Genomic DNA, 19,678 nt, shown 5'->3' on the forward strand with positions numbered 1-19,678 from the left:
TGTGGAATGGCAACCCTTTTTAGGACTATTTTTTGGTAGACATTTATTTTTGATAATTAACTGGAGTTAAGTAGTTTAAAGTGCTGTGGATTCTTATGTTGTTATATCAGTTGATGTAATCAAATAATTCTAATTTTAATTGGATTAATGATGTAAAATTTTTATCATTAATAAATTCAATTTTGAAAGTTTTAAAAGTTGCTTCAGCAACAGCGTTATCATAAGGACAACCTTTTTTGCTTAAAGAGCGATTAATATTGAATGCTAGTAAAAGTTTATCAATAATTTTATTATTAAATTCATTACCGCGATCACTATGAAATATTTGAATATCTTTTAAACAACGATTTGAGTGCATAAATGCTTGATGTACTAATGATGCATCTTTTTTAGTACCTACACTATGTCCAATAATTTCGCGGTTAAATAGGTCAATTAATAGGCAAATATAGTTTCATTTACCATTAACTTGAACATAAGTTAAATCACTAACAATAACTTCATTTTTAAGCCTATTATTAAAGTTTCTATTAACGATATTGGTTATTTGACTATCGTTGACTTTATTATGATGATTTTTGAATGATAATTTAGTGTATTTTGATATTAAATTATGTTTATTCATAATTTCTTTAATTTTTTTGCATGACAAATAAATATTCTTTTCTTTTAGAACAACTTTTAATCTTCTTGTTCCATAAACTTCTTTATTTTCTTTAAAAGCACTAATAACAGCTTCATCATAAATATTATTTTGTTTTTTTTCTTTTTCCTTTAAATTAAAATAATATGTTGATTTAGAAAGTTTTAAAAAACGACACATTGTGCGAATTTTATATTTAACTTTATTTTTAGCAATAATTTCTATTTTCTGCCTATTATTAGTGCTGCTTGCTTTAAAATATCATTTTCCATTCGTAACTGTTTTAATTCTTTTCTTAATTTAATTAATTCATTTTCTTCAATAGAACGATTATCTTTAGTTTTAAAACTGCCTGAATTAGTAAATTGCTTAATTCAATTATAAGTAGCTGCTCTTGTAACATTGTACTCTTTAGCAAGACAAGACACTGACTTACCGCTTTGATATAAAGCTACTATTTGTTTTTTAAATTCATCGGTATATGAGTTAATATTGGCCATAATTATAGTTCCTTTCTTTTCACTAATTTGTTCACTTGTCTACGTAATTAGTGTCCAATAAAGTGTAACCTATCCATCTAATTTTGTTGGTAAATTATTACAATTTGTTATATGTTTACCAAGTTCATTAACTTCACTAAAACAACATGGTATATTTTCTTTATTCATTATCAATGTCTCCTAAATTTCTTCAACTTCTTCTATTTCATTTATTAACTGATTCTAATCAACAACTATTACAGGTATTGGATAAAAAGTTTTCTGGATAGGTTACACTTTATTGGACACTAATTACGTAGACAAGTGAACAAATTAGTGAAAAGAAAGGAACTATAATTATGGCCAATATTAACTCATATACCGATGAATTTAAAAAACAAATAGTAGCTTTATATCAAAGCGGTAAGTCAGTGTCTTGTCTTGCTAAAGAGTACAATGTTACAAGAGCAGCTACTTATAATTGAATTAAGCAATTTACTAATTCAGGCAGTTTTAAAACTAAAGATAATCGTTCTATTGAAGAAAATGAATTAATTAAATTAAGAAAAGAATTAAAACAGTTACGAATGGAAAATGATATTTTAAAGCAAGCAGCACTAATAATAGGCAGAAAATAGAAATTATTGCTAAAAATAAAGTTAAATATAAAATTCGCACAATGTGTCGTTTTTTAAAACTTTCTAAATCAACATATTATTTTAATTTAAAGGAAAAAGAAAAAAAACAAAATAATATTTATGATGAAGCTGTTATTAGTGCTTTTAAAGAAAATAAAGAAGTTTATGGAACAAGAAGATTAAAAGTTGTTCTAAAAGAAAAGAATATTTATTTGTCATGCAGAAAAATTAAAGAAATTATGAATAAACATAATTTAATATCAAAATACACTAAATTATCATTCAAAAATCATCATAATAAAGTCAACGATAGTCAAATAACCAATATCGTTAATAGAAACTTTAATAATAGGCTTAAAAATGAAGTTATTGTTAGTGATTTAACTTATGTTCAAGTTAATGGTAAATGAAACTATATTTGCCTATTAATTGACCTATTTAACCGCGAAATTATTGGACATAGTGTAGGTACTAAAAAAGATGCATCATTAGTACATCAAGCATTTATGCACTCAAATCGTTGTTTAAAAGATATTCAAATATTTCATAGTGATCGCGGTAATGAATTTAATAATAAAATTATTGATAAACTTTTACTAGCATTCAATATTAATCGCTCTTTAAGCAAAAAAGGTTGTCCTTATGATAACGCTGTTGCTGAAGCAACTTTTAAAACTTTCAAAATTGAATTTATTAATGATAAAAATTTTACATCATTAATCCAATTAAAATTAGAATTATTTGATTACATCAACTGATATAACAACATAAGAATCCACAGCACTTTAAACTACTTAACTCCAGTTAATTATCAAAAATAAATGTCTACCAAAAAATAGTCCTAAAAAGGGTTGCCATTCCATTCTTTTACTTTATTGCACATAGAACATTTATCTTCATATTTCATATTATTTCTCCTTATTTTCAATTTGATTAGCAATTTCACTTAATATTTTTAATACTTTATATTCATTTTTTAATTCTTTACTAATAAATATTAAAAATATTATTAGTGTTATGCTTGTTATTAATATTGGTACTATTAATAAAATTTTTCATAATATCATTTTTTACTCTTTTCATTTTTTAAATCATTTAACATTTATTGAACAAAATGCACGATTTTTAGGAATATTTAAAGTGTTAAAAATTTGACCAGTTACAATAATTTCATCGTTTTTGTTTAATAAAATACAGCGTCTATAAAATTTTGGGTTGTTAAAAATTAAAGTAACATAGTTTAATCCATTTCATTGACCTCGAACACTATAATATAATTCTTTATTACCTTTTTCGTAATATTTTGTTTCAATAGTGTTACTCAGTTTTACTGTTAATTTGACATAATTGGCTTTCTCTTTCATTTTTATAATTCCTTAAATAATATTTAATATGCTTATATGCATCTTGTTCATGTTTTGTTAATTTTATATTTCCTTTATAATTTTCTATTTTGTTTTTATTTTTTGGTTCACTTTCTAAATAATCTCAATTCATAACATCTTCTGCTAATACTATTAAAGCACCAATAATTTTAGGAGTTGCTAATGGATTTGTTAATAATTGTTTTGAATTTAAAAAGAAATTTTCTACAATAACTAATATTTTTTTATTATCAAAATGTTTTTTAATTAATAAAAAGTATTCTTTAAATAGATTTTTGCTTTTTAAAACTGTTTTAGTTTTAAATGTTTCATTAAAAACAATATTATTAGTTTCATTTGAGTATATAATAATTCCATTACTACCAATACCAGCAGAGTCAATTCCAATAATTAAGTCATATTGCATTAATCAAATTAACCTCTAACAATTGTTTTAATAATTTCTAAATCACAATTACTTCAGCAATATTTACATTCTTCGATAAACTCTTTATGTCCACAAACTAAATTATTTTTTTGTAAACTATCAATTTGTTTGATTAATCCTACTTTATATTCAATAATCTTTTTTTCCATTATGTAAATCATCCCTTTTCAATTATTTTTGCTGTTTGTTTAAGGTATTTAGGTATTTTGTTATAACAACTGTCACATATTAAATAAGGTATTGGTCAATTTTTATATTTAATAGTTTTAGTAGAATTATTAATACATTCTTTTCAAACTTTATCCATACAAACTCTTAATTCACATTTTTTATTTTTATTATTCATAGTTTTTTTCTTTATAAATAAAATATCTTTTCATTATGAGTTGAAATATGTTTATAAGAAGTGACTATATAATTAATTGACAAATCATTATGGTTATATGGATTATTTAGTTTAAAACCTTTTCTGTTTTCTTCTCATGTAACATTATATTTAAAACAAGGATTAGTAATCTTTGTTTTACTATCAGTTATTTCACCAATAAATCAACTATTATGCTGTTCATAAAATGTTAATGGTTCAAGTTTTATATCATTAAGATAATATTCTTTGGGTGTTTCTGGTTTATTAACAGTTATTTTCTGTTCAGAAATATATGGTTCTAATAATTTTGTTAATTCATCACCATTTAATTCTCTTTTAATATTTTCAGAATTAAAAACCCAATATGTGTAATTATTATCAACAATAAAAGAATTATTTTTAATCATTCATTTTGGAAGTGATAATTTATATTCAACATAATCAATAAGAATAGATTGTGGTTTATCTTTAACAATTTGTTCTTTTTTAAATTCTATTTGCATAATAATCCTTTCCTAATATGTCCTGTTGCTTCTAGCATAAAGGACATATATTTTGATTTTTAAATTATTAATAATACTATTATTAGTTTTATTCATTCCAGAAATTCTGGGCTCAAAAATAAATTGTGAAATTTTAAAAAACATTGAGGCATTCGATTCAATATTTATTTAATTTGCATTTAGCAAATTAATATTTTAATTGAACCGGCACCGCTCAATTTTTTTTACAAGTTTGAAATTTATTTTCTCGCCCAAAAATTTTTCAAAAAAAAATAAAAAATAAAACCAACACTTGCTCACTGGGGAGTGGCAAGGTTGGTTAAATAAAGAATAGAATTAATATAGTAGGTTCCCTAAGCAGGTCTATATATACTAGTTTCCAATCCGCTCCCACCCCAAGAATTACCATTAAATGGTTAGTATATTTTATTAGGTATCACTCCACTTTTTATTTATCCATGCAAGTCCACATGCTAGCTACTATTTTTAACAACTGTGTTGTAGTTCACTTTTTTAGTTCCCTAACACGTGTTGATAATAGCGTTAAAGAGGGTTCTTAAAAATTTTAAAATTTTACAATTACAAAAAAAGACAAGATTTTTATTCTCATCTTTTGTCATTTATTTTTAATTTAAGGATTTAAAAAAGAAAGGAGCTATTTAAAACTTTTTAGTTATCGACATCTTCGGTACGCTCCCAATATAATTCGCACAATGTGTCGTTTTTTAAAACTTTCTAAATCAACATATTATTTTAATTTAAAGGAAAAAGAAAGAAAACAAAATAATATTTATGATGAAGCTGTTATTAGTGCTTTTAAAGAAAATAAAGAAGTTTATGGAACAAGAAGATTAAAAGTTGTTCTAAAAGAAAAGAATATTTATTTGTCACGCAGAAAAATTAAAGAAATTATGAATAAACATAATTTAATATCAAAATACACTAAATTATCATTCAAAAATCATCATAATAAAGTCAACGATAGTCAAATAACCACAATATCGTTAATAGAAACGAGGCTTTTTAATAATCTGTGTATCTTTGTTTTACAAAGTTACTAATTTAGATTAATTCTGTCTTCAAATTTTATCATAAAATGAGCAATTGCTGTATTTCAATTTTGAATAGGCAATGTTCATTTTTTTGTTATATTTTCAATTGCCAAGTAAAATATTTTGAAAACTGCCATATCATTAGGAAAAACTTTTTTATTTCTGATGATTTTTCGTAATTGACTATTAACAGATTCAATAGCATTTGTAGTATAAATCACTCTTTTGATTTCTACTGGATAACTAATAAAAACCATTAAATTATCTCAATTTTTATATCAAGATTTAGTAATTTGAGGATATTGTTTATTTCATTTACTTTCAAACGATTCTAAAGCTTGCATTGCTTGTTCTTCACTACATGCACTATAAATTGGTTTTAAATCTGCAACTAGACCTTTTCGATGTTTGTATGAAACATATTTTAAACTATTTCTAATTTGATGAACAATGCATAATTGATGTTCTGTTTTAGGATAAACTGATTGTATTGCTTCTGACATGCCTGTTAAATTATCACTACAAGCAATAAGAATATCATTTAAGCCACGATTTTTCATTTCTGTGAAATTAGATAATCAAAACTTAGAACCTTCATTTTCACTAATTCATAATCCTAAAACATCTTTTTTGCCTTCTAAATCAACTCCTAATGCTATATAAACTGATTTGTTAATAATCCGTTTATCTTGTCGTACTTTAACTACTATACAATCAAAATAAACAATAGGATAAATACTTTCTAATGGTCGATTTTGTCATGCTTTAACATCATCAATAACATCATCAGTAATTTGACTAATAACACTTTCACTAATATCAGCACCATGATATAACTCTTGCAACTGCATTCTAATGTCAGATAATGTCATTCCTTTTGCATACAAGGAAAGAACTTGTTGATCAAAACCATCAAATCTTCTTTGCCTTTTAGGAACTATTACAGGAGTAAAATTACTATTGCGATCTCTTGGTACATCAATTTCAATTTTACCTTGTTGAGTTATTAATTTTTTTGAACTTGTACCATTACGAGCATTTTCAGTAGTACTATGTTGATTTTTTTCATATCCTAAATAATTTTGCATTTCAGAATTCAACATTTTTTCAACTAATCTTTTTGTTAATTCTTTATATAAACCGCCAGGTTTAAAAACTGTTGTTAAATCTTCAGTATTTTCTAGTAATAAATCTACTGCTTTTGATATTGGATCATTATTATTAAAGTTATCTTTTTTAGCCATCTGTAACTCACTCTTTCTAGTCATTTAATTATATTTACTAGAATTAATTAAACATAGTTATTTTTGTAAGTTACACAGATTACTAAACATTTCCCCTTTAATTTTTTCATTTAATTTTGCTAATTTTTTTTGATGTTTTATAATTTTGTTATTTGCTCTAACATGTTTTGGAGTTGTGATAAATCTTTTTAATAAAACAATAATTTCTCTGCAAATTAATGTTCCAACACTTGTTCCAATAATTATTAATTCATGTAAAAATTCTTTCATCTCAATATTTTCCTTTCAATTATTTATTTTTTCTTTATTCATAAATTATTCACCTCCTTTATAAACTCATGTGATTATAATCTCAATTTAATGAAGCATTATCATGATTTAATGGCACTTCGCTCATATTATCACTACCATAATATTGACTTGCAGTTTCACTATTAATAGTAAATCTATTATCATTAATTAATCTTGTAGCTTCATTTGTAAATGGTGTTTCTTGCATTTCTTGATTATGATGTGTAGTTTCAATAGGTAATAAATTATGGATTATTTCACTTGCACCAGCAATTATGGTAGGTACTGCATAAGCATTATTAAAATCATTATTAATACCCATTGCTACACCACTAGAAATTAAACAACCACCAGTAGCCATATTACAAATCTTTCTTATTGTTTCAAATCTATTAGGAATTAATTCAGTTAATCCACTGATAAGATTTGATATACCATAAGCATTTAAACTAATATAAGTATCTCAATCCATTAATGACTGATTTTCTTGTTTATTTAATAGTAATCATGGAGGACCTTCTGTTGTAGTTGTAGTAGTTATTGGAGTTGGTGTTGTTGGAATAATAGGAGTAATATTATTTTCACTTCATTTACTATAATTTGCTAATCCAATTGTTCCTAAACCTAATAATATTTTTTTAGAACTATTAATTAATTTAGTTTTAGTATTTGGTCTTTGATTTAAATTTCAAATATCTAAACCTAATTTTTTACCAAATAATAAAGTATTAATTGAACCTAATACTGGATTTACAATTACTTGACCATAATAAGCACTTGTACCAATCATTGCACAAATTGGACTTATTCCAGTTCTAATTAATTTAATTAAAGTATAATTTGATTGATTTTCTATATTTGGCATTTTATTCTCCTTTAATTTTCTAATTTTTTAATTGTTACTTTAATTCAACCTTGATAAACATCATTATCACCAACTATTAATGCAACATTACTTTCTGGGTCCGAAACAATTATGTGTTTGGATTTAACATTTGGGTATTGTCTTAAAATAATTGCTCTAATATCATTACTTGTATGAATTGCTTTTGGAAATGGTGATAATATTTCAATTTCATCTTTATTTTCAAACAAAGTAGGTAATATTATCATTAGTCAAATTCTCCATTTTCAATTCTTTCTTTTAAAGAAAAGACATATTCTGTATAAGTTCTATGTGGATTTTTATCATTTATAATTTCATCGATATCTAAAATTAATTTTTCTTTATATTCATTAATATATTTTTGGGCAATTTTTCTTCTTATATTTTCAACTTTTATCATATGTTTATCACAAAAATATCTTACTTGAACATTATCTTTATCTAATTTTGTTGGTAAATTATTACAATTTGTTATATATTTACCAAGTTCATTAACTTCACTAAAACAACATGGTATATTTTCTTTATTCATTATCAATGTCTCCTAAATTTCTTCAACTTCTTCTATTTCATTTATTAACTGATTCTAATCAACAACTATTACAGGTATTGGATAAAAAGTTTTCTTTTACTTTATTGCACATAGAACATTTATCTTCATATTTCATATTATTTCTCCTTATTTTCAATTTGATTAGCAATTTCACTTAATATTTTTAATACTTTATATTCATTTTTTAATTCTTTACTAATAAATATTAAAAATATTATTAGTGTTATGCTTGTTATTAATATTGGTACTATTAATAAAATTTTTCATAATATCATTTTTTACTCTTTTCATTTTTTAAATCATTTAACATTTATTGAACAAAATGCACGATTTTTAGGAATATTTAAAGTATTAAAGATTTGACCAGTTACTATAATTTCATCGTTTTTGTTTAATAAAATACATCGGTTATAAAGTTTTGGATTGTTAAAAATTAAAGTAACATAGTTTAATCCATTTCATTGTCCACGAACACTATAATATAATCCTTGGAATGGCAACCCTTTTTAGGACTATTTTTTGGTGGACATTTGTGTTTGATATTTAATGGGGGTTAAGTAGTTTAAAGTGCTGTGGATTCTTATGTTGTTGTATCAATTGATATAATCAAATAATTCTAATTTTAATTGGATTAATGATGTAAAATTTTTATCATTGATAAATTCGGTCTTAAAAGTTTTGAAAGTTGCTTCAGCAACAGCATTGTCATAAGGACAACCTTTTTTGCTTAAAGAACGATTAATGTTGAATGCTAATAAAAGATTATTAATAATTTTATTATTAAATTCATTACCGCGATCACTATGAAATATTTGTATATTTTTTAAACAGCGATTTGATTGCATAAATGCTTGATATACTAATGATGCATCTTTTTTAAATCCAACACTATGTCCAATAATTTCGCGGTTAAATAAGTCTATTAATAGGCAAATATAGTTTCATTTGCCATTAACTTGAACATAAGTTAAATCACTGACAATAACTTCATTTTTAACCCTATTATTAAAATTTCTATTAACAAGATTTGTTACTTGACTATTATTAACTCTGTTATTATGATTTTTGAATGATAATTTAGTGTATTTTGATATTAAATTATGTTTATTCATAATTTTTTTAATTTTTCGTCTTGATAAATAAATTCCTTTATTTTCTAGAACAACTTTTAATCTTTGGAATGGCAACCCTTTTTAGGACTATTTTTTGGTAGACATTTATTTTTGATAATTAACTGGAGTTAAGTAGTTTAAAGTGCTGTGAATTCTTATGTTGTTATATCAGTTGATGTAATCAAATAATTCTAATTTTAATTGGATTAATGATGTAAAATTTTTATCATTAATAAATTCAATTTTGAAAGTTTTAAAAGTTGCTTCAGCAACAGCGTTATCATAAGGACAACCTTTTTTGCTTAAAGAGCGATTAATATTGAATGCTAGTAAAAGTTTATCAATAATTTTATTATTAAATTCATTACCGCGATCACTATGAAATATTTGAATATCTTTTAAACAACGATTTGAGTGCATAAATGCTTGATGTACTAATGATGCATCTTTTTTAGTACCTACACTATGTCCAATAATTTCGCGGTTAAATAGGTCAATTAATAGGCAAATATAGTTTCATTTACCATTAACTTGAACATAAGTTAAATCACTAACAATAACTTCATTTTTAAGCCTATTATTAAAGTTTCTATTAACGATATTGGTTATTTGACTATCGTTGACTTTATTATGATGATTTTTGAATGATAATTTAGTGTATTTTGATATTAAATTATGTTTATTCATAATTTCTTTAATTTTTCTGCATGACAAATAAATATTCTTTTCTTTTAGAACAACTTTTAATCTTCTTGTTCCATAAACTTCTTTATTTTCTTTAAAAGCACTAATAACAGCTTCATCATAAATATTATTTTGTTTTTTTTCTTTTTCCTTTAAATTAAAATAATATGTTGATTTAGAAAGTTTTAAAAAACGACACATTGTGCGAATTTTATATTTAACTTTATTTTTAGCAATAATTTCTATTTTCTGCCTATTATTAGTGCTGCTTGCTTTAAAATATCATTTTCCATTCGTAACTGTTTTAATTCTTTTCTTAATTTAATTAATTCATTTTCTTCAATAGAACGATTATCTTTAGTTTTAAAACTGCCTGAATTAGTAAATTGCTTAATTCAATTATAAGTAGCTGCTCTTGTAACATTGTACTCTTTAGCAAGACAAGACACTGACTTACCGCTTTGATATAAAGCTACTATTTGTTTTTTAAATTCATCGGTATATGAGTTAATATTGGCCATAATTATAGTTCCTTTCTTTTAACTAATTTGTTCACTTGTCTACGTAATTAGTGTCCAATAAAGTGTAACCTATCCAAATAAAAGAATTATTTTTAATCATTCATTTTGGAAGTGATAATTTATATTCAACATAATCAATAAGAATAGATTGTGGTTTATCTTTAACAATTTGTTCTTTTTTAAATTCTATTTGCATAATAATCCTTTCCTAATATGTTCTGTTGCTTCTAGCATAAAGAACATATATTTTGATTTTTAGATTATTAATAATACTACTATTCGTTTTATTAATTCCAGCAATTCTGGGCTCAAAAATAAATTGTGAAATTTTAAAAAACATTGAGGCATTCGATTCAATATTTATTTAATTTGTGTTAAACAAATTAATATTTTAATTGAACCGGCCCCGCTCAATTTTTTTTACAAGTTTGAAATTTATTTTCTCGCCCAAAAAAATTTTTCAAAAAAAAATAAAAAATAAAACCAACACTTGCTCACTGGGGAGTGGCAAGGTTGGTTAAATAAAGAATAGAATTAATACAATAGGTCCCTATAACAGGTCTATATATACTAGTTTCCAATTCGCTCCCACCCCAAGAATTACCATTAATGGTTAGTATATTTTATTAGGTATCACTCCACTTATTATTTATCCATGCAAGTCCACATGCTCTGGCTACTATTTTTAACAACTGTGTTGTAGTTCACTTTTTTAGTTCCCTAACACGTGTTGATAATAGCGTTAAAGACGGTTATTAAAAATTTTAAAATTTTACAATTACAAAAAAAATACAAGATTATTTCTTGTCTTTTTCCTTAATAAGTTTGAGAATAATTTTTTTTAAATGTATATTTTTTAAAATACGTCGAATATAAATTTAAATTTAAGGGTTAAAGAGAGTAATTTTGTCTAATTTTCATTATTTTTCAAATAATTCATTTTTGGAAATAAGTTACTAATATAATAATTAATTATTTCGTAAATTTGACAACCGCCCTTACTTTTAACTATGATAATACTATCCAATTTGTAAATATTATTACTATTGATAGTACTACTATGAATAAAATGAATTTATGAACATTAAAACCAAAAACTACTTTTAAATTAAATGCCAAAAGCAATAATAATGTATATTTACTACAAACTGTTAATTGAAATAATATTAGCAACTGACAATATTTTACTATTTATCATGGTAATAATTTACCTATTGTTGAATTTTGAACTACTGATACTGGTATAAAATTATGAAATGCTGCTTTAAAACTTAATTATACTTCTAAGGAGCTAGAAAATATGAATGCAAAAGAAATTAATAATCTAAGAAATTTATCAGTTAATTGAACAATTAATGAAGCGCGTGGTAATACTTTAGGTTATATTATTTCTGGTTTTCTTGGTATTGGTTTCATTTTAACTATTATTGCTATTATTTATGATTGATACTTAAAACAACAATTTAAAAAAAGCAATCTAACACAAAGACAAATTTGAATTAATACAAAATAACTGTTCTTTTATTTTTTTGGAATTAGGTTTATCATTTTCTAAGCTATTTACTGCTTCAACATTAACTGATAAACTTAGTTCATTAGATTTCCGTCTTTCACTTTGTTCTTCTCTTATTTTTCTAACTCAAGGATTAAATGAATTAGCAAAACCTAAAAAATCAGTTTGTTTTACAAAACAATTATTTGGAACATAATATCCTTTTGTTTTTATATAAAACAAAAAAGGTTCTAGAAATTTTTTTCATAAAAAAATTCCATCATTAAAAGGTTCATAAACAGCAAAATAAGAAATAGTCTGTTTATCTACTTTTATTCCATTGGGAAATGTAAAATCAGTTAATAATTGTTGATTAGGCAAAAAAAATGTATAAAAATTTTCATTAAAATCTTTAGAATAAGGATTAACAAGTTCAAAGGTATGATGAATCGGACATAATTCATCCTTTAATCCTCTTTCATATCCTAAATTTTTATTTAATTTATCAAGAAATTCTTTAGTTTTATCCAATACATTTCCTCCACCTTCTTCATCTTGTTCAAAATCTTTGCCTTTTGCGCGACTATTAGGTTTTTTAAAAATTTTTTTAAAATATCTTTCTTTATAACCAACTGATCAACTATTTAGTTTAAATGCTGCAAATGAATTTGTAGGTATTCGTGGTTGATGATTTTTTATTGCATCATCTATTTCTCAACAAACCGCAAAAAGATCATAATCAGGAATTATTGGTTTTTTTTCTTTAGAAATTTCTTGACAAAAAATAGAAATTGGAAAATAAATTAAATTATTTTTTTCAATTTCTATTATTTCTTTTAAATCTCTATTATTTAAATTTTTAATATTATTTTCTTCATCAAGCGCAAAAATATAATAAACATTATACATATTATTATTTTTTTCTTTTTCTAAATAAAGTACTATCTCATTTTTTTTATTTTTTGGTTGACAACATTTAACAAAAAGTTTATCCAAAAAAAATTCAGCATCAATAATTCCAAATTTTTCCATGTTAACTAATAAAAATAAAACATGTTCATTAGTAATTTTTAAAATAGTTTCATTATTTTTTAATTTTAAAGAAACAGGATTTATTTTATTATCTTTATTATTTTTATTTAATTTTATTGAAAATTTCTTACAAAGAAGATTTATTTTTTCAGTTTGTGTTTCATTATCTTTTAATCCTATCTTACTTAAAAATGTTAACTCATCTAAAGAAATTATAAATCCAGATTGTATACCTCAATCAGAACTTTTATTTTTAATACTTGATGATTTTGTTGGATATTTTTGTGGTAACAAATATTTAGTAATTGGATTAACGGGTCTTAAAATAATAACTACATTTTCTTCTTGAGCAGTTTTAACAAAACCTTGAAAGTGTTTCTCTAAAACTCCATTATTTTCACATGTTTCAACATTTTTATTAATATAAATTTCCATATTTTATTTTTCCTTCTTTATCTTATGTATATTTTTTACTTACTCTAATGCTATTTTTTCACATTTTTTATATGATTATCATATTTTAATAAATACAAGTACATTTTTTTTCCTTCTTAGATATTTTTTTAATCAACAAAAATATTTCTTTCATAATATTTTTATATATAAATTAAAATTTATACTTTAATTATTTTTTATGTCACAAATATATAAAGTGAAACAGAAATAATAATTGAAAATATTGATAAAATTAAAAATAAAATACCTAAAACTAACATTTTATGTTTTTTACAAGCTATAATAGAATTAATTTGAATTTGTTCTGATAAATAGTTTTCTTTATTTTGTAAAATTCCTTCTCTAATACTATCAGGTTTCATTTTTTGTAAATCTTTATAATACATATTAGAATTATTTGTTTTTACTTTATTAATTTTTTTAGGTTTACTTCTTGGAAAAATTGTTAAAATAAAAAATAAAAATGCTAAACATAAAAACACTACATATAAAAATACAAAAGTAATTAAAAAGCATGTTTTAATTGTCATATTACAACAATTTTCAATATTTTTAAATATTGGTATTCAACCAAAAGACAGTCCTAAAAGAGCACCGGCAATAGCTGATAATATGTTAGCCTTTCCATCAAATCTTTCTATTTGTTTTTTAATTTCATTTAGTAAATTAACTTCATTGTCATTCATTAGTTAAAATTCCTTTTTATTAGTTATTGATTTAAATAAAAAATAAATTAAATTAATAACTAAATTTTATTTTTTTTAATTTCTATTTCTTTAAGCTACATTTAAATTTTTAAGTGTAACTAAAAACAACAACTATTCTTATCTTTGAAATTATTTTTATCAAGTTTATTTTTAATTTTGTTTTATAAAACATTATGATATGATGATTTTTTGCAAACTTTGATAATTATTATTAACTATTAATAAAAAACTATCTAAAAAATAGTTTTTGGTTTTTTCAAACTAAGATTATTTTTATGGTTTTTGATAAGAAAATTTTTAAACATTAGAATGTTTTATAAAAGCATATTCAATTAAATTAATATTTGACTGTAAGTTATTATTAATTATAAAATTACATTAATATTTTAATATTGTTAATAAAAATTGACTTTAATTATAAATTAACTTTTGTTAATATTTTTAAATACTATTTTGATAATAATTTAAAACATTAATAATTAATATATTTAAATATATTTAACACTAATTCTTTTACCATTTAACTCCAGAGATAGTATAACGTTTTTATTTTTTATGTTCAACTATCAATATCAAATTATATTTTATATAAAAAAAACAAAATTATTAATTATTTACAACATACTATCAAATAAATAATTAAGTATTTCTAATTATTTTAATAACTTAAAATATCCTATTTAAATAAATTTTAAATAGGATAATAGTAATTTTTATAATTCTTTTTTTAATAAAATACTTAAATATTTAAGCCATTTTCTTTAATGTTTTTTATTATTTTCTAATATTTTAAGTTTATAAATATAATTAATTATAAAGAAATATTATTTTTTTCAATAACGAAAGTAGATACTGTATCTTCTTTATTGATATCTAATACTACTGTTGCAGAAAAACTTCTTGTAACTGATTCACTATTTCTTTCAATAAATTGATCAAGCGCCTTTTGTACTTCTGATATTTTTAACAAACTTGCATATAATTGTTCAGCATTACCTTTCAATAATAAACGATTTAAAAAACCCTTTTGTATATTATCTGTGATTTTCATTTTGTTTAAATTAAAAATTGTATTAAGTAATATACTATTTTCGGTTTTTTCAATATTTGGAGCAAAATAATTAGATATACCTTTATATTTTACTTCTAAGTTTTTATAAAAATGATTCATTATCTGAAAAAGATTTTTTTTACTAATAATTTCTTCGGGAAATAACTCTTTTAATAAATCAAGTCGTTTTAATTCTGTAATATTTAAATCTTTTTTTCATTATACTCTGACTTCATTTTTTTCCTACTTTCTTTAATTTTCATTAACTCTAAATAAAATAAACCATTGTCGTTTAAAAACGACAATGGTTTATTTTACACTAGTAATTAATTGATATCATTATAATATACTTATTAAATTAAATCTACTAAAATTTAATAATTTTTCTATATTAAGTATGGATTATACTTTGAGTATCTTCCTTAACACAATCATGAATTTTAACATCATAACTATTAAATAAATTTTCATAATCAACATTAAATGGCGCTAGTAATTGGTTTTTATTAGAAAAACGAGTAATTAATAAGTGCAAATAATGATGATCATTATTAGCATTTAAAGTTTGTTCATAATAAGCGAACCGTTCTTTATACTTAAATTGAATTGCTAATACTTTAAAATTATGTGATAAATAATTACGAACATCTTTAATATATTCTAACTGTTCTAATAAAATTTTACTATCATTAAATTCTTTGATACCAAAATAATGAGCAATCTTAGCGATACTTTTATCATTTAAAGTTTGTAATAATTTCATTGTTCATTCAAATGACATAACTTCTATTAAACTGCGTATTGTTCGTGATTTTAAAACACCACTTCTATTATATTTATTATAACCAGCACGAATCAAACGTAAAGCTGTTTTCATTTGAGCTAGGTGTTCTGAATTAAGAAAAGTAGCATTATCTAAATTTTGAACATTATCATTAAAAAGTTGATGTAATAAAGCATTTTTTAAAGAATTTTCAATCATTAAAATATGTTTTAAATACAATAAACGTAAATCAATGTTCAATAAAAATAAATCTTTAAGTTGATGTTGAGGATAATTACGCTTTAATAATTCTAAATATTTTTCTTCAACAATATTTTCTACAAATCATTCTTCATTTAATAACATGTAATTCACTCCTTAAATAAACTAACCTCTAATTTTATAAATACCAACGCGAATAGAAGAATTTTCAGATTCTTTTGTTTCACTTTTAATATCTACTTCTTTTTTTCTTCGTAACAACTCTTGTTCAATAAAGTCATCAACGTTCATATTGGTACTTTGATAAGTAGCAGTTCAATCAAATGTTTTATTAGTAAAGTTATTTTTAGGTTTATTACTATCTTTAAAAAATTCTTGTACTTCTTGATTCATAAATGCTTTTTGCTTACGTTTACGTGAAAATAAATTAGTAAAAAATTTCTTAAAATTAAAAATTGATCAAAACTGACGAAAATTAATAGTCATTGCTAAACCAAAAATTAAAATTGATGAATACAATAATGAATAACCGATAACTCGTAATACAAAACTATAATCTGTGAAATTATATGTTGGTGGATATTTATCAAAGAAATAAAGACATCCAAATAATGTTACTGCTAAAATTGGAATAATTAACACTAAAGTATTTTGAATAATAAAACGTAAATCACTATTATACGTCAAATGTTTTCAAACATAAACTCAGATTGAAATTAAACGATAAACTCAACCAATACAACTTGATAAAAGAATCATATATAAACTTAATGATAAATATTGATAACTTTGATGTTTTCAACCTAAATTTGATAGTATTCAACCCAAAATAACACCTAAAACAAGATTGATTATTGATTGAATATATGAACCTCAAATTGTTTCTTTGTGTTTTACAGTAGCATTTACAATAACTTTTCCTGGTTCGGTTGCCACTTGAATTGTATTTTTTAAAGATAAAAGTAAAATAAATCATGGTTGTGACAAAAATAAATTAATAAAAAGATTTTTTGAAGAATCAAAATTACCATCAGAATTATTAATATTTGTAATACTTAAAGCAGACACTAAATATTGAGTAATAATAAATTGATTAATAAATAAAAAACCAGCAATCATATAAGCATATAACTCAAATTTAGTATAGACAGTTCATCTAATTCGTCCACTTTTGGCAATTCAATATCCAAAAACTTCGCGAAAAGAACTAATTAAAATTAAAGCAATTGAGCGCATCGTTGTAGCAATAATAATATAAATAGTGTAAATTGATGTTGTTGTCAGTGATAAAAATAAAGTAATTAAAATAATATCAATGTTAGAAATAATCATGTCAGGTAAACGATTCAGGGCTACTCATCACGATTGTTTTAGCATCCTTTTTTGTTGTGTTCATTTTTTATGTTGTAATCATGGATATTCAATTTTAATAACGATAAAAGTAACAAATGCTTTTAATACACCACAAACAAAATAAGCAAAAAAAGGAATATACATATCTATCGGTTTACCATCAGACTTTCTAATAACTAATAACGTCATTAGTAAAATATACATAATAATCTCTGAAAAAATAAAAATTAAACGATTTAAATAACCTTTTTGATCAGCTTGAATTAAATTTTGATAAGCACCACTAAAATAAAAAAAGATTAATTCACGTGATCCTAAAGAAATAATAATAAGTGCTACTTGTCAAAAAGGAATTTCCATATCTAAACCAATTTCTGGTAAATGAACACTAGCTAATCCTAAAATAAAACCAGCACTGACAAGAATAATTAAATATATTCTTCCTGAATGATGATAATTTTTTCTTGTCGTATTAATAATATCGTTGACGGTTTCATAATCATCATTTTGTAACGGACGATATAAAGAAAAAATGGTAATTAAACCAAGTCCTCCTTCTGTCAAACTAAGGTAAGTCAAAAAAGAAATAATAACACGAATTAAACCATTAATTTTTTCACCGTATGCTAAACCAGTAACATAAAGAAAAGTTAACTGTAAAATAGAGATAACAATTGTCATGATAACACCAACAATTGTATTAAAAATACCTTTTTTAGTTGTCATTACTTCACCCAATCTATATAAATAAAACTAATTTTGTTTTTTATTTAAATATGTTAACAACCCAAAATTAAAAGTTCAATATTATTAATCACTATTAAAAATAAAAAATAGCAAAAAAATAAAAATGTAATCTATATATTAGTATAGATTAATTTTATCATTTTTCTTTTTTAATCTGTTTAATTAAATCTGTTTTTAAATCTTTTATTATGAAATTTTGATCATTCAAATAAGTAAATGGTTCTTCTAAATCATTAAATGACAAATAATAAGCAAATAATGCAATTTTATTAGGGGTAACTATTGTTGACCCATACTTAGTGTCACCAACAATTGGCAAATTTAAAAATTGTAAAGTACTACGAATTTGATGTTTTCTACCAGTAACTAATTGACACTCAACTAAAGTAAAGTCTTTAGTATTAAATATTGGTGTAAAGATGGTGCTACAACTTTTACTTTGTTCACTTGGTTCAATTGAAAATTTCATTTTCATTGTTAACTCATCATGAGTAATATAACCAGAAATATTTAAATTTTTAGTTAATTGGCCAGAACAAATAGCCAAATATTTTTTAATAATTTGACCATTTTTAGTAGCATTATGAAGTGCGTTTTGTGTCATTTTATTTTTTGGATAAATAATTAAACCCTTAGTTAGTTTATCTAAACGATACTGATGACTAATATTAAATGTTTGCTCACGTTTCTTCTTCGGGTATTTTTGTTGTAAATAATATTTTACCATGTTATCTAAGCAAGAACCATATGGTTGGTGGACAACAATATTATGATCTTTATTAACAATTAAAAAATTATCATCTTCATAAAACAATTCAATTGGTGCTTCTTTAGTAATTTTTTCTGGTTTATAGTTAACAACTAAATTACTTTCATAAATGACTACTAAATCATTTTCTTGTAAGCGATATTTAAAATCAGTAGTAGTTTTATTATTAACTCTGATTTTTTTTGTTCTAAATAAACGATAAATTTTTGACAGTGGTAGTGTTTTAAATACTTTTTTTAAATAATTAATTAAAGTTTGATCAGCATCATTGGCAGTAATTGTTAAGGTAGTCATAATTTCT

Annotated in this window: 26 protein-coding genes; 3 read left to right on the top strand and 23 right to left on the bottom strand. The window is 22.9% G+C overall.

The features are described 5' to 3' along the window. Positions 1–43 precede the first annotated feature (43 nt). Positions 44–1,143, bottom strand: a protein-coding gene (locus tag AACK89_RS03055) for an IS3 family transposase (protein WP_338979119.1) whose coding sequence is annotated in 2 segments (ribosomal slippage) — positions 44–900 and positions 900–1,143 — 1,101 coding nt in all. Because the reading frame shifts where the segments join, the coding sequence is not laid out codon by codon here. A gap of 338 nt (positions 1,144–1,481) precedes the next feature. On the opposite strand from AACK89_RS03055, the gene AACK89_RS03060 reads away from it, so the two are divergent. Beyond that, positions 1,482–2,581 (top strand): IS3 family transposase gene (locus AACK89_RS03060; protein ID WP_338978355.1). Its coding sequence is split into 2 segments (ribosomal slippage): positions 1,482–1,725 and positions 1,725–2,581, totalling 1,101 coding nucleotides; the frame shifts between segments, so codons are not numbered across the junction. Between the two features lie 87 nt (positions 2,582–2,668). Here AACK89_RS03060 and AACK89_RS03065 read toward each other — a convergent pair. Genes AACK89_RS03065 through AACK89_RS03090 form a run of 6 tightly spaced genes read right to left on the bottom strand, consistent with a single transcriptional unit; the run spans position 2,669 to position 4,442 of the window. Next, positions 2,669–2,827: a hypothetical protein gene (locus AACK89_RS03065; protein WP_174480528.1), complete on the bottom strand. Its 159-nt coding sequence runs from the start codon at positions 2,825–2,827 to the stop codon at positions 2,669–2,671. Positions 2,828–2,830: 3 nt separating this feature from the next. Next, positions 2,831–3,124: a hypothetical protein gene (locus AACK89_RS03070; protein ID WP_338975222.1), complete on the bottom strand. Its 294-nt coding sequence runs from the start codon at positions 3,122–3,124 to the stop codon at positions 2,831–2,833. After that, positions 3,078–3,551, bottom strand: coding sequence for a hypothetical protein (locus AACK89_RS03075; protein ID WP_338979121.1), 474 nt, complete (start codon positions 3,549–3,551; stop codon positions 3,078–3,080). The genes AACK89_RS03070 and AACK89_RS03075 overlap by 47 nt, the downstream gene beginning before the upstream one ends. Positions 3,552–3,559: 8 nt before the next feature. Beyond that, positions 3,560–3,721: a hypothetical protein gene (locus AACK89_RS03080; RefSeq protein ID WP_338975224.1), complete on the bottom strand. Its 162-nt coding sequence runs from the start codon at positions 3,719–3,721 to the stop codon at positions 3,560–3,562. Then, entirely contained in the window at positions 3,721–3,879 is a 159-nt protein-coding gene (locus tag AACK89_RS03085; RefSeq protein WP_338979122.1) for a hypothetical protein, read from the bottom strand. Before AACK89_RS03085 ends, AACK89_RS03080 begins: the two co-directional genes overlap by 1 nt. Positions 3,880–3,929: 50 nt before the next feature. Continuing rightward, positions 3,930–4,442: a hypothetical protein gene (locus AACK89_RS03090; protein ID WP_338979028.1), complete on the bottom strand. Its 513-nt coding sequence runs from the start codon at positions 4,440–4,442 to the stop codon at positions 3,930–3,932. 713 nt (positions 4,443–5,155) lie between these two features. Here AACK89_RS03090 and AACK89_RS03095 point away from each other — a divergent pair. Beyond that, on the top strand, positions 5,156–5,503 hold the full coding sequence (locus AACK89_RS03095; protein WP_338979124.1) for an IS3 family transposase: 348 nt from the start codon (positions 5,156–5,158) through the stop codon (positions 5,501–5,503). Here AACK89_RS03095 and AACK89_RS03100 read toward each other — a convergent pair. From AACK89_RS03100 to AACK89_RS03145, 10 genes are all read right to left on the bottom strand, one after another. Next, entirely contained in the window at positions 5,500–6,738 is a 1,239-nt protein-coding gene (locus tag AACK89_RS03100) for an IS256 family transposase (RefSeq protein ID WP_281749630.1), read from the bottom strand. The genes AACK89_RS03095 and AACK89_RS03100 overlap by 4 nt on opposite strands. Before the next feature lie 57 nt (positions 6,739–6,795). Continuing rightward, positions 6,796–7,050 (bottom strand): hypothetical protein, encoded by a 255-nt coding sequence (locus tag AACK89_RS03105; RefSeq protein ID WP_338979125.1) that lies wholly within the window; start codon positions 7,048–7,050, stop codon positions 6,796–6,798. A gap of 16 nt (positions 7,051–7,066) precedes the next feature. Continuing rightward, positions 7,067–7,894 (bottom strand): hypothetical protein, encoded by an 828-nt coding sequence (locus tag AACK89_RS03110; protein ID WP_338978063.1) that lies wholly within the window; start codon positions 7,892–7,894, stop codon positions 7,067–7,069. Positions 7,895–7,905: 11 nt separating this feature from the next. Continuing rightward, entirely contained in the window at positions 7,906–8,142 is a 237-nt protein-coding gene (locus AACK89_RS03115) for a hypothetical protein (protein ID WP_174480108.1), read from the bottom strand. Continuing rightward, positions 8,142–8,447 (bottom strand): hypothetical protein, encoded by a 306-nt coding sequence (locus AACK89_RS03120; protein ID WP_338979127.1) that lies wholly within the window; start codon positions 8,445–8,447, stop codon positions 8,142–8,144. The genes AACK89_RS03115 and AACK89_RS03120 overlap by 1 nt, the downstream gene beginning before the upstream one ends. 137 nt (positions 8,448–8,584) lie before the next feature. Then, positions 8,585–8,743 (bottom strand): hypothetical protein, encoded by a 159-nt coding sequence (locus AACK89_RS03125; RefSeq protein ID WP_174480528.1) that lies wholly within the window; start codon positions 8,741–8,743, stop codon positions 8,585–8,587. Between the two features lie 3 nt (positions 8,744–8,746). Further along, positions 8,747–8,968 (bottom strand): hypothetical protein, encoded by a 222-nt coding sequence (locus AACK89_RS03130; RefSeq protein ID WP_338979129.1) that lies wholly within the window; start codon positions 8,966–8,968, stop codon positions 8,747–8,749. Between the two features lie 12 nt (positions 8,969–8,980). Next, positions 8,981–9,655, bottom strand: a complete 675-nt coding sequence (locus AACK89_RS03135) for an IS3 family transposase (RefSeq protein ID WP_338979131.1) — start codon at positions 9,653–9,655, stop codon at positions 8,981–8,983. Between the two features lie 30 nt (positions 9,656–9,685). Next, positions 9,686–10,785, bottom strand: a protein-coding gene (locus tag AACK89_RS03140; protein WP_338978355.1) for an IS3 family transposase whose coding sequence is annotated in 2 segments (ribosomal slippage) — positions 9,686–10,542 and positions 10,542–10,785 — 1,101 coding nt in all. Because the reading frame shifts where the segments join, the coding sequence is not laid out codon by codon here. Between the two features lie 22 nt (positions 10,786–10,807). Next, positions 10,808–10,981: a hypothetical protein gene (locus AACK89_RS03145; protein WP_338979133.1), complete on the bottom strand. Its 174-nt coding sequence runs from the start codon at positions 10,979–10,981 to the stop codon at positions 10,808–10,810. Positions 10,982–11,770: 789 nt separating this feature from the next. On the opposite strand from AACK89_RS03145, the gene AACK89_RS03150 reads away from it, so the two are divergent. After that, on the top strand, positions 11,771–12,298 hold the full coding sequence (locus AACK89_RS03150) for a hypothetical protein (protein ID WP_338979136.1): 528 nt from the start codon (positions 11,771–11,773) through the stop codon (positions 12,296–12,298). On the opposite strand, the gene AACK89_RS03155 is transcribed toward AACK89_RS03150, so the two are convergent. The 6 genes from AACK89_RS03155 to AACK89_RS03180 form a co-directional block, all read right to left on the bottom strand. Beyond that, positions 12,263–13,744, bottom strand: coding sequence for an anthrax toxin-like adenylyl cyclase domain-containing protein (locus tag AACK89_RS03155; protein WP_338979138.1), 1,482 nt, complete (start codon positions 13,742–13,744; stop codon positions 12,263–12,265). The two genes, AACK89_RS03150 and AACK89_RS03155, sit on opposite strands and share 36 nt — an antisense overlap. Before the next feature lie 197 nt (positions 13,745–13,941). After that, the gene (locus AACK89_RS03160; RefSeq protein ID WP_338979140.1) at positions 13,942–14,451 is read right to left on the bottom strand and encodes a Pycsar system effector family protein; all 510 of its coding nucleotides are present in this window, start codon (positions 14,449–14,451) and stop codon (positions 13,942–13,944) included. Positions 14,452–15,283: 832 nt separating this feature from the next. After that, positions 15,284–15,643: a hypothetical protein gene (locus AACK89_RS03165; protein ID WP_338979142.1), complete on the bottom strand. Its 360-nt coding sequence runs from the start codon at positions 15,641–15,643 to the stop codon at positions 15,284–15,286. A gap of 271 nt (positions 15,644–15,914) precedes the next feature. Continuing rightward, the gene (locus AACK89_RS03170) at positions 15,915–16,652 is read right to left on the bottom strand and encodes an Abi family protein (RefSeq protein ID WP_338979144.1); all 738 of its coding nucleotides are present in this window, start codon (positions 16,650–16,652) and stop codon (positions 15,915–15,917) included. Positions 16,653–16,673: 21 nt separating this feature from the next. Then, a complete protein-coding gene (locus AACK89_RS03175) occupies positions 16,674–18,587 on the bottom strand; it encodes a hypothetical protein (RefSeq protein WP_338956634.1) in 1,914 nt (637 codons plus the stop codon). A gap of 154 nt (positions 18,588–18,741) precedes the next feature. Continuing rightward, complete coding sequence (locus AACK89_RS03180; protein ID WP_281748084.1) at positions 18,742–19,671, bottom strand: RluA family pseudouridine synthase; 930 nt, start codon at positions 19,669–19,671, stop codon at positions 18,742–18,744. Between the last annotated feature and the right edge of the window lie 7 nt (positions 19,672–19,678).

This window comes from Spiroplasma endosymbiont of Panzeria rudis (genome assembly GCF_964019705.1).
Classification (GTDB): Bacteria; Bacillota_I; Bacilli_A; order Mycoplasmatales; family VBWQ01; genus Spiroplasma_E; species Spiroplasma_E ixodetis_A.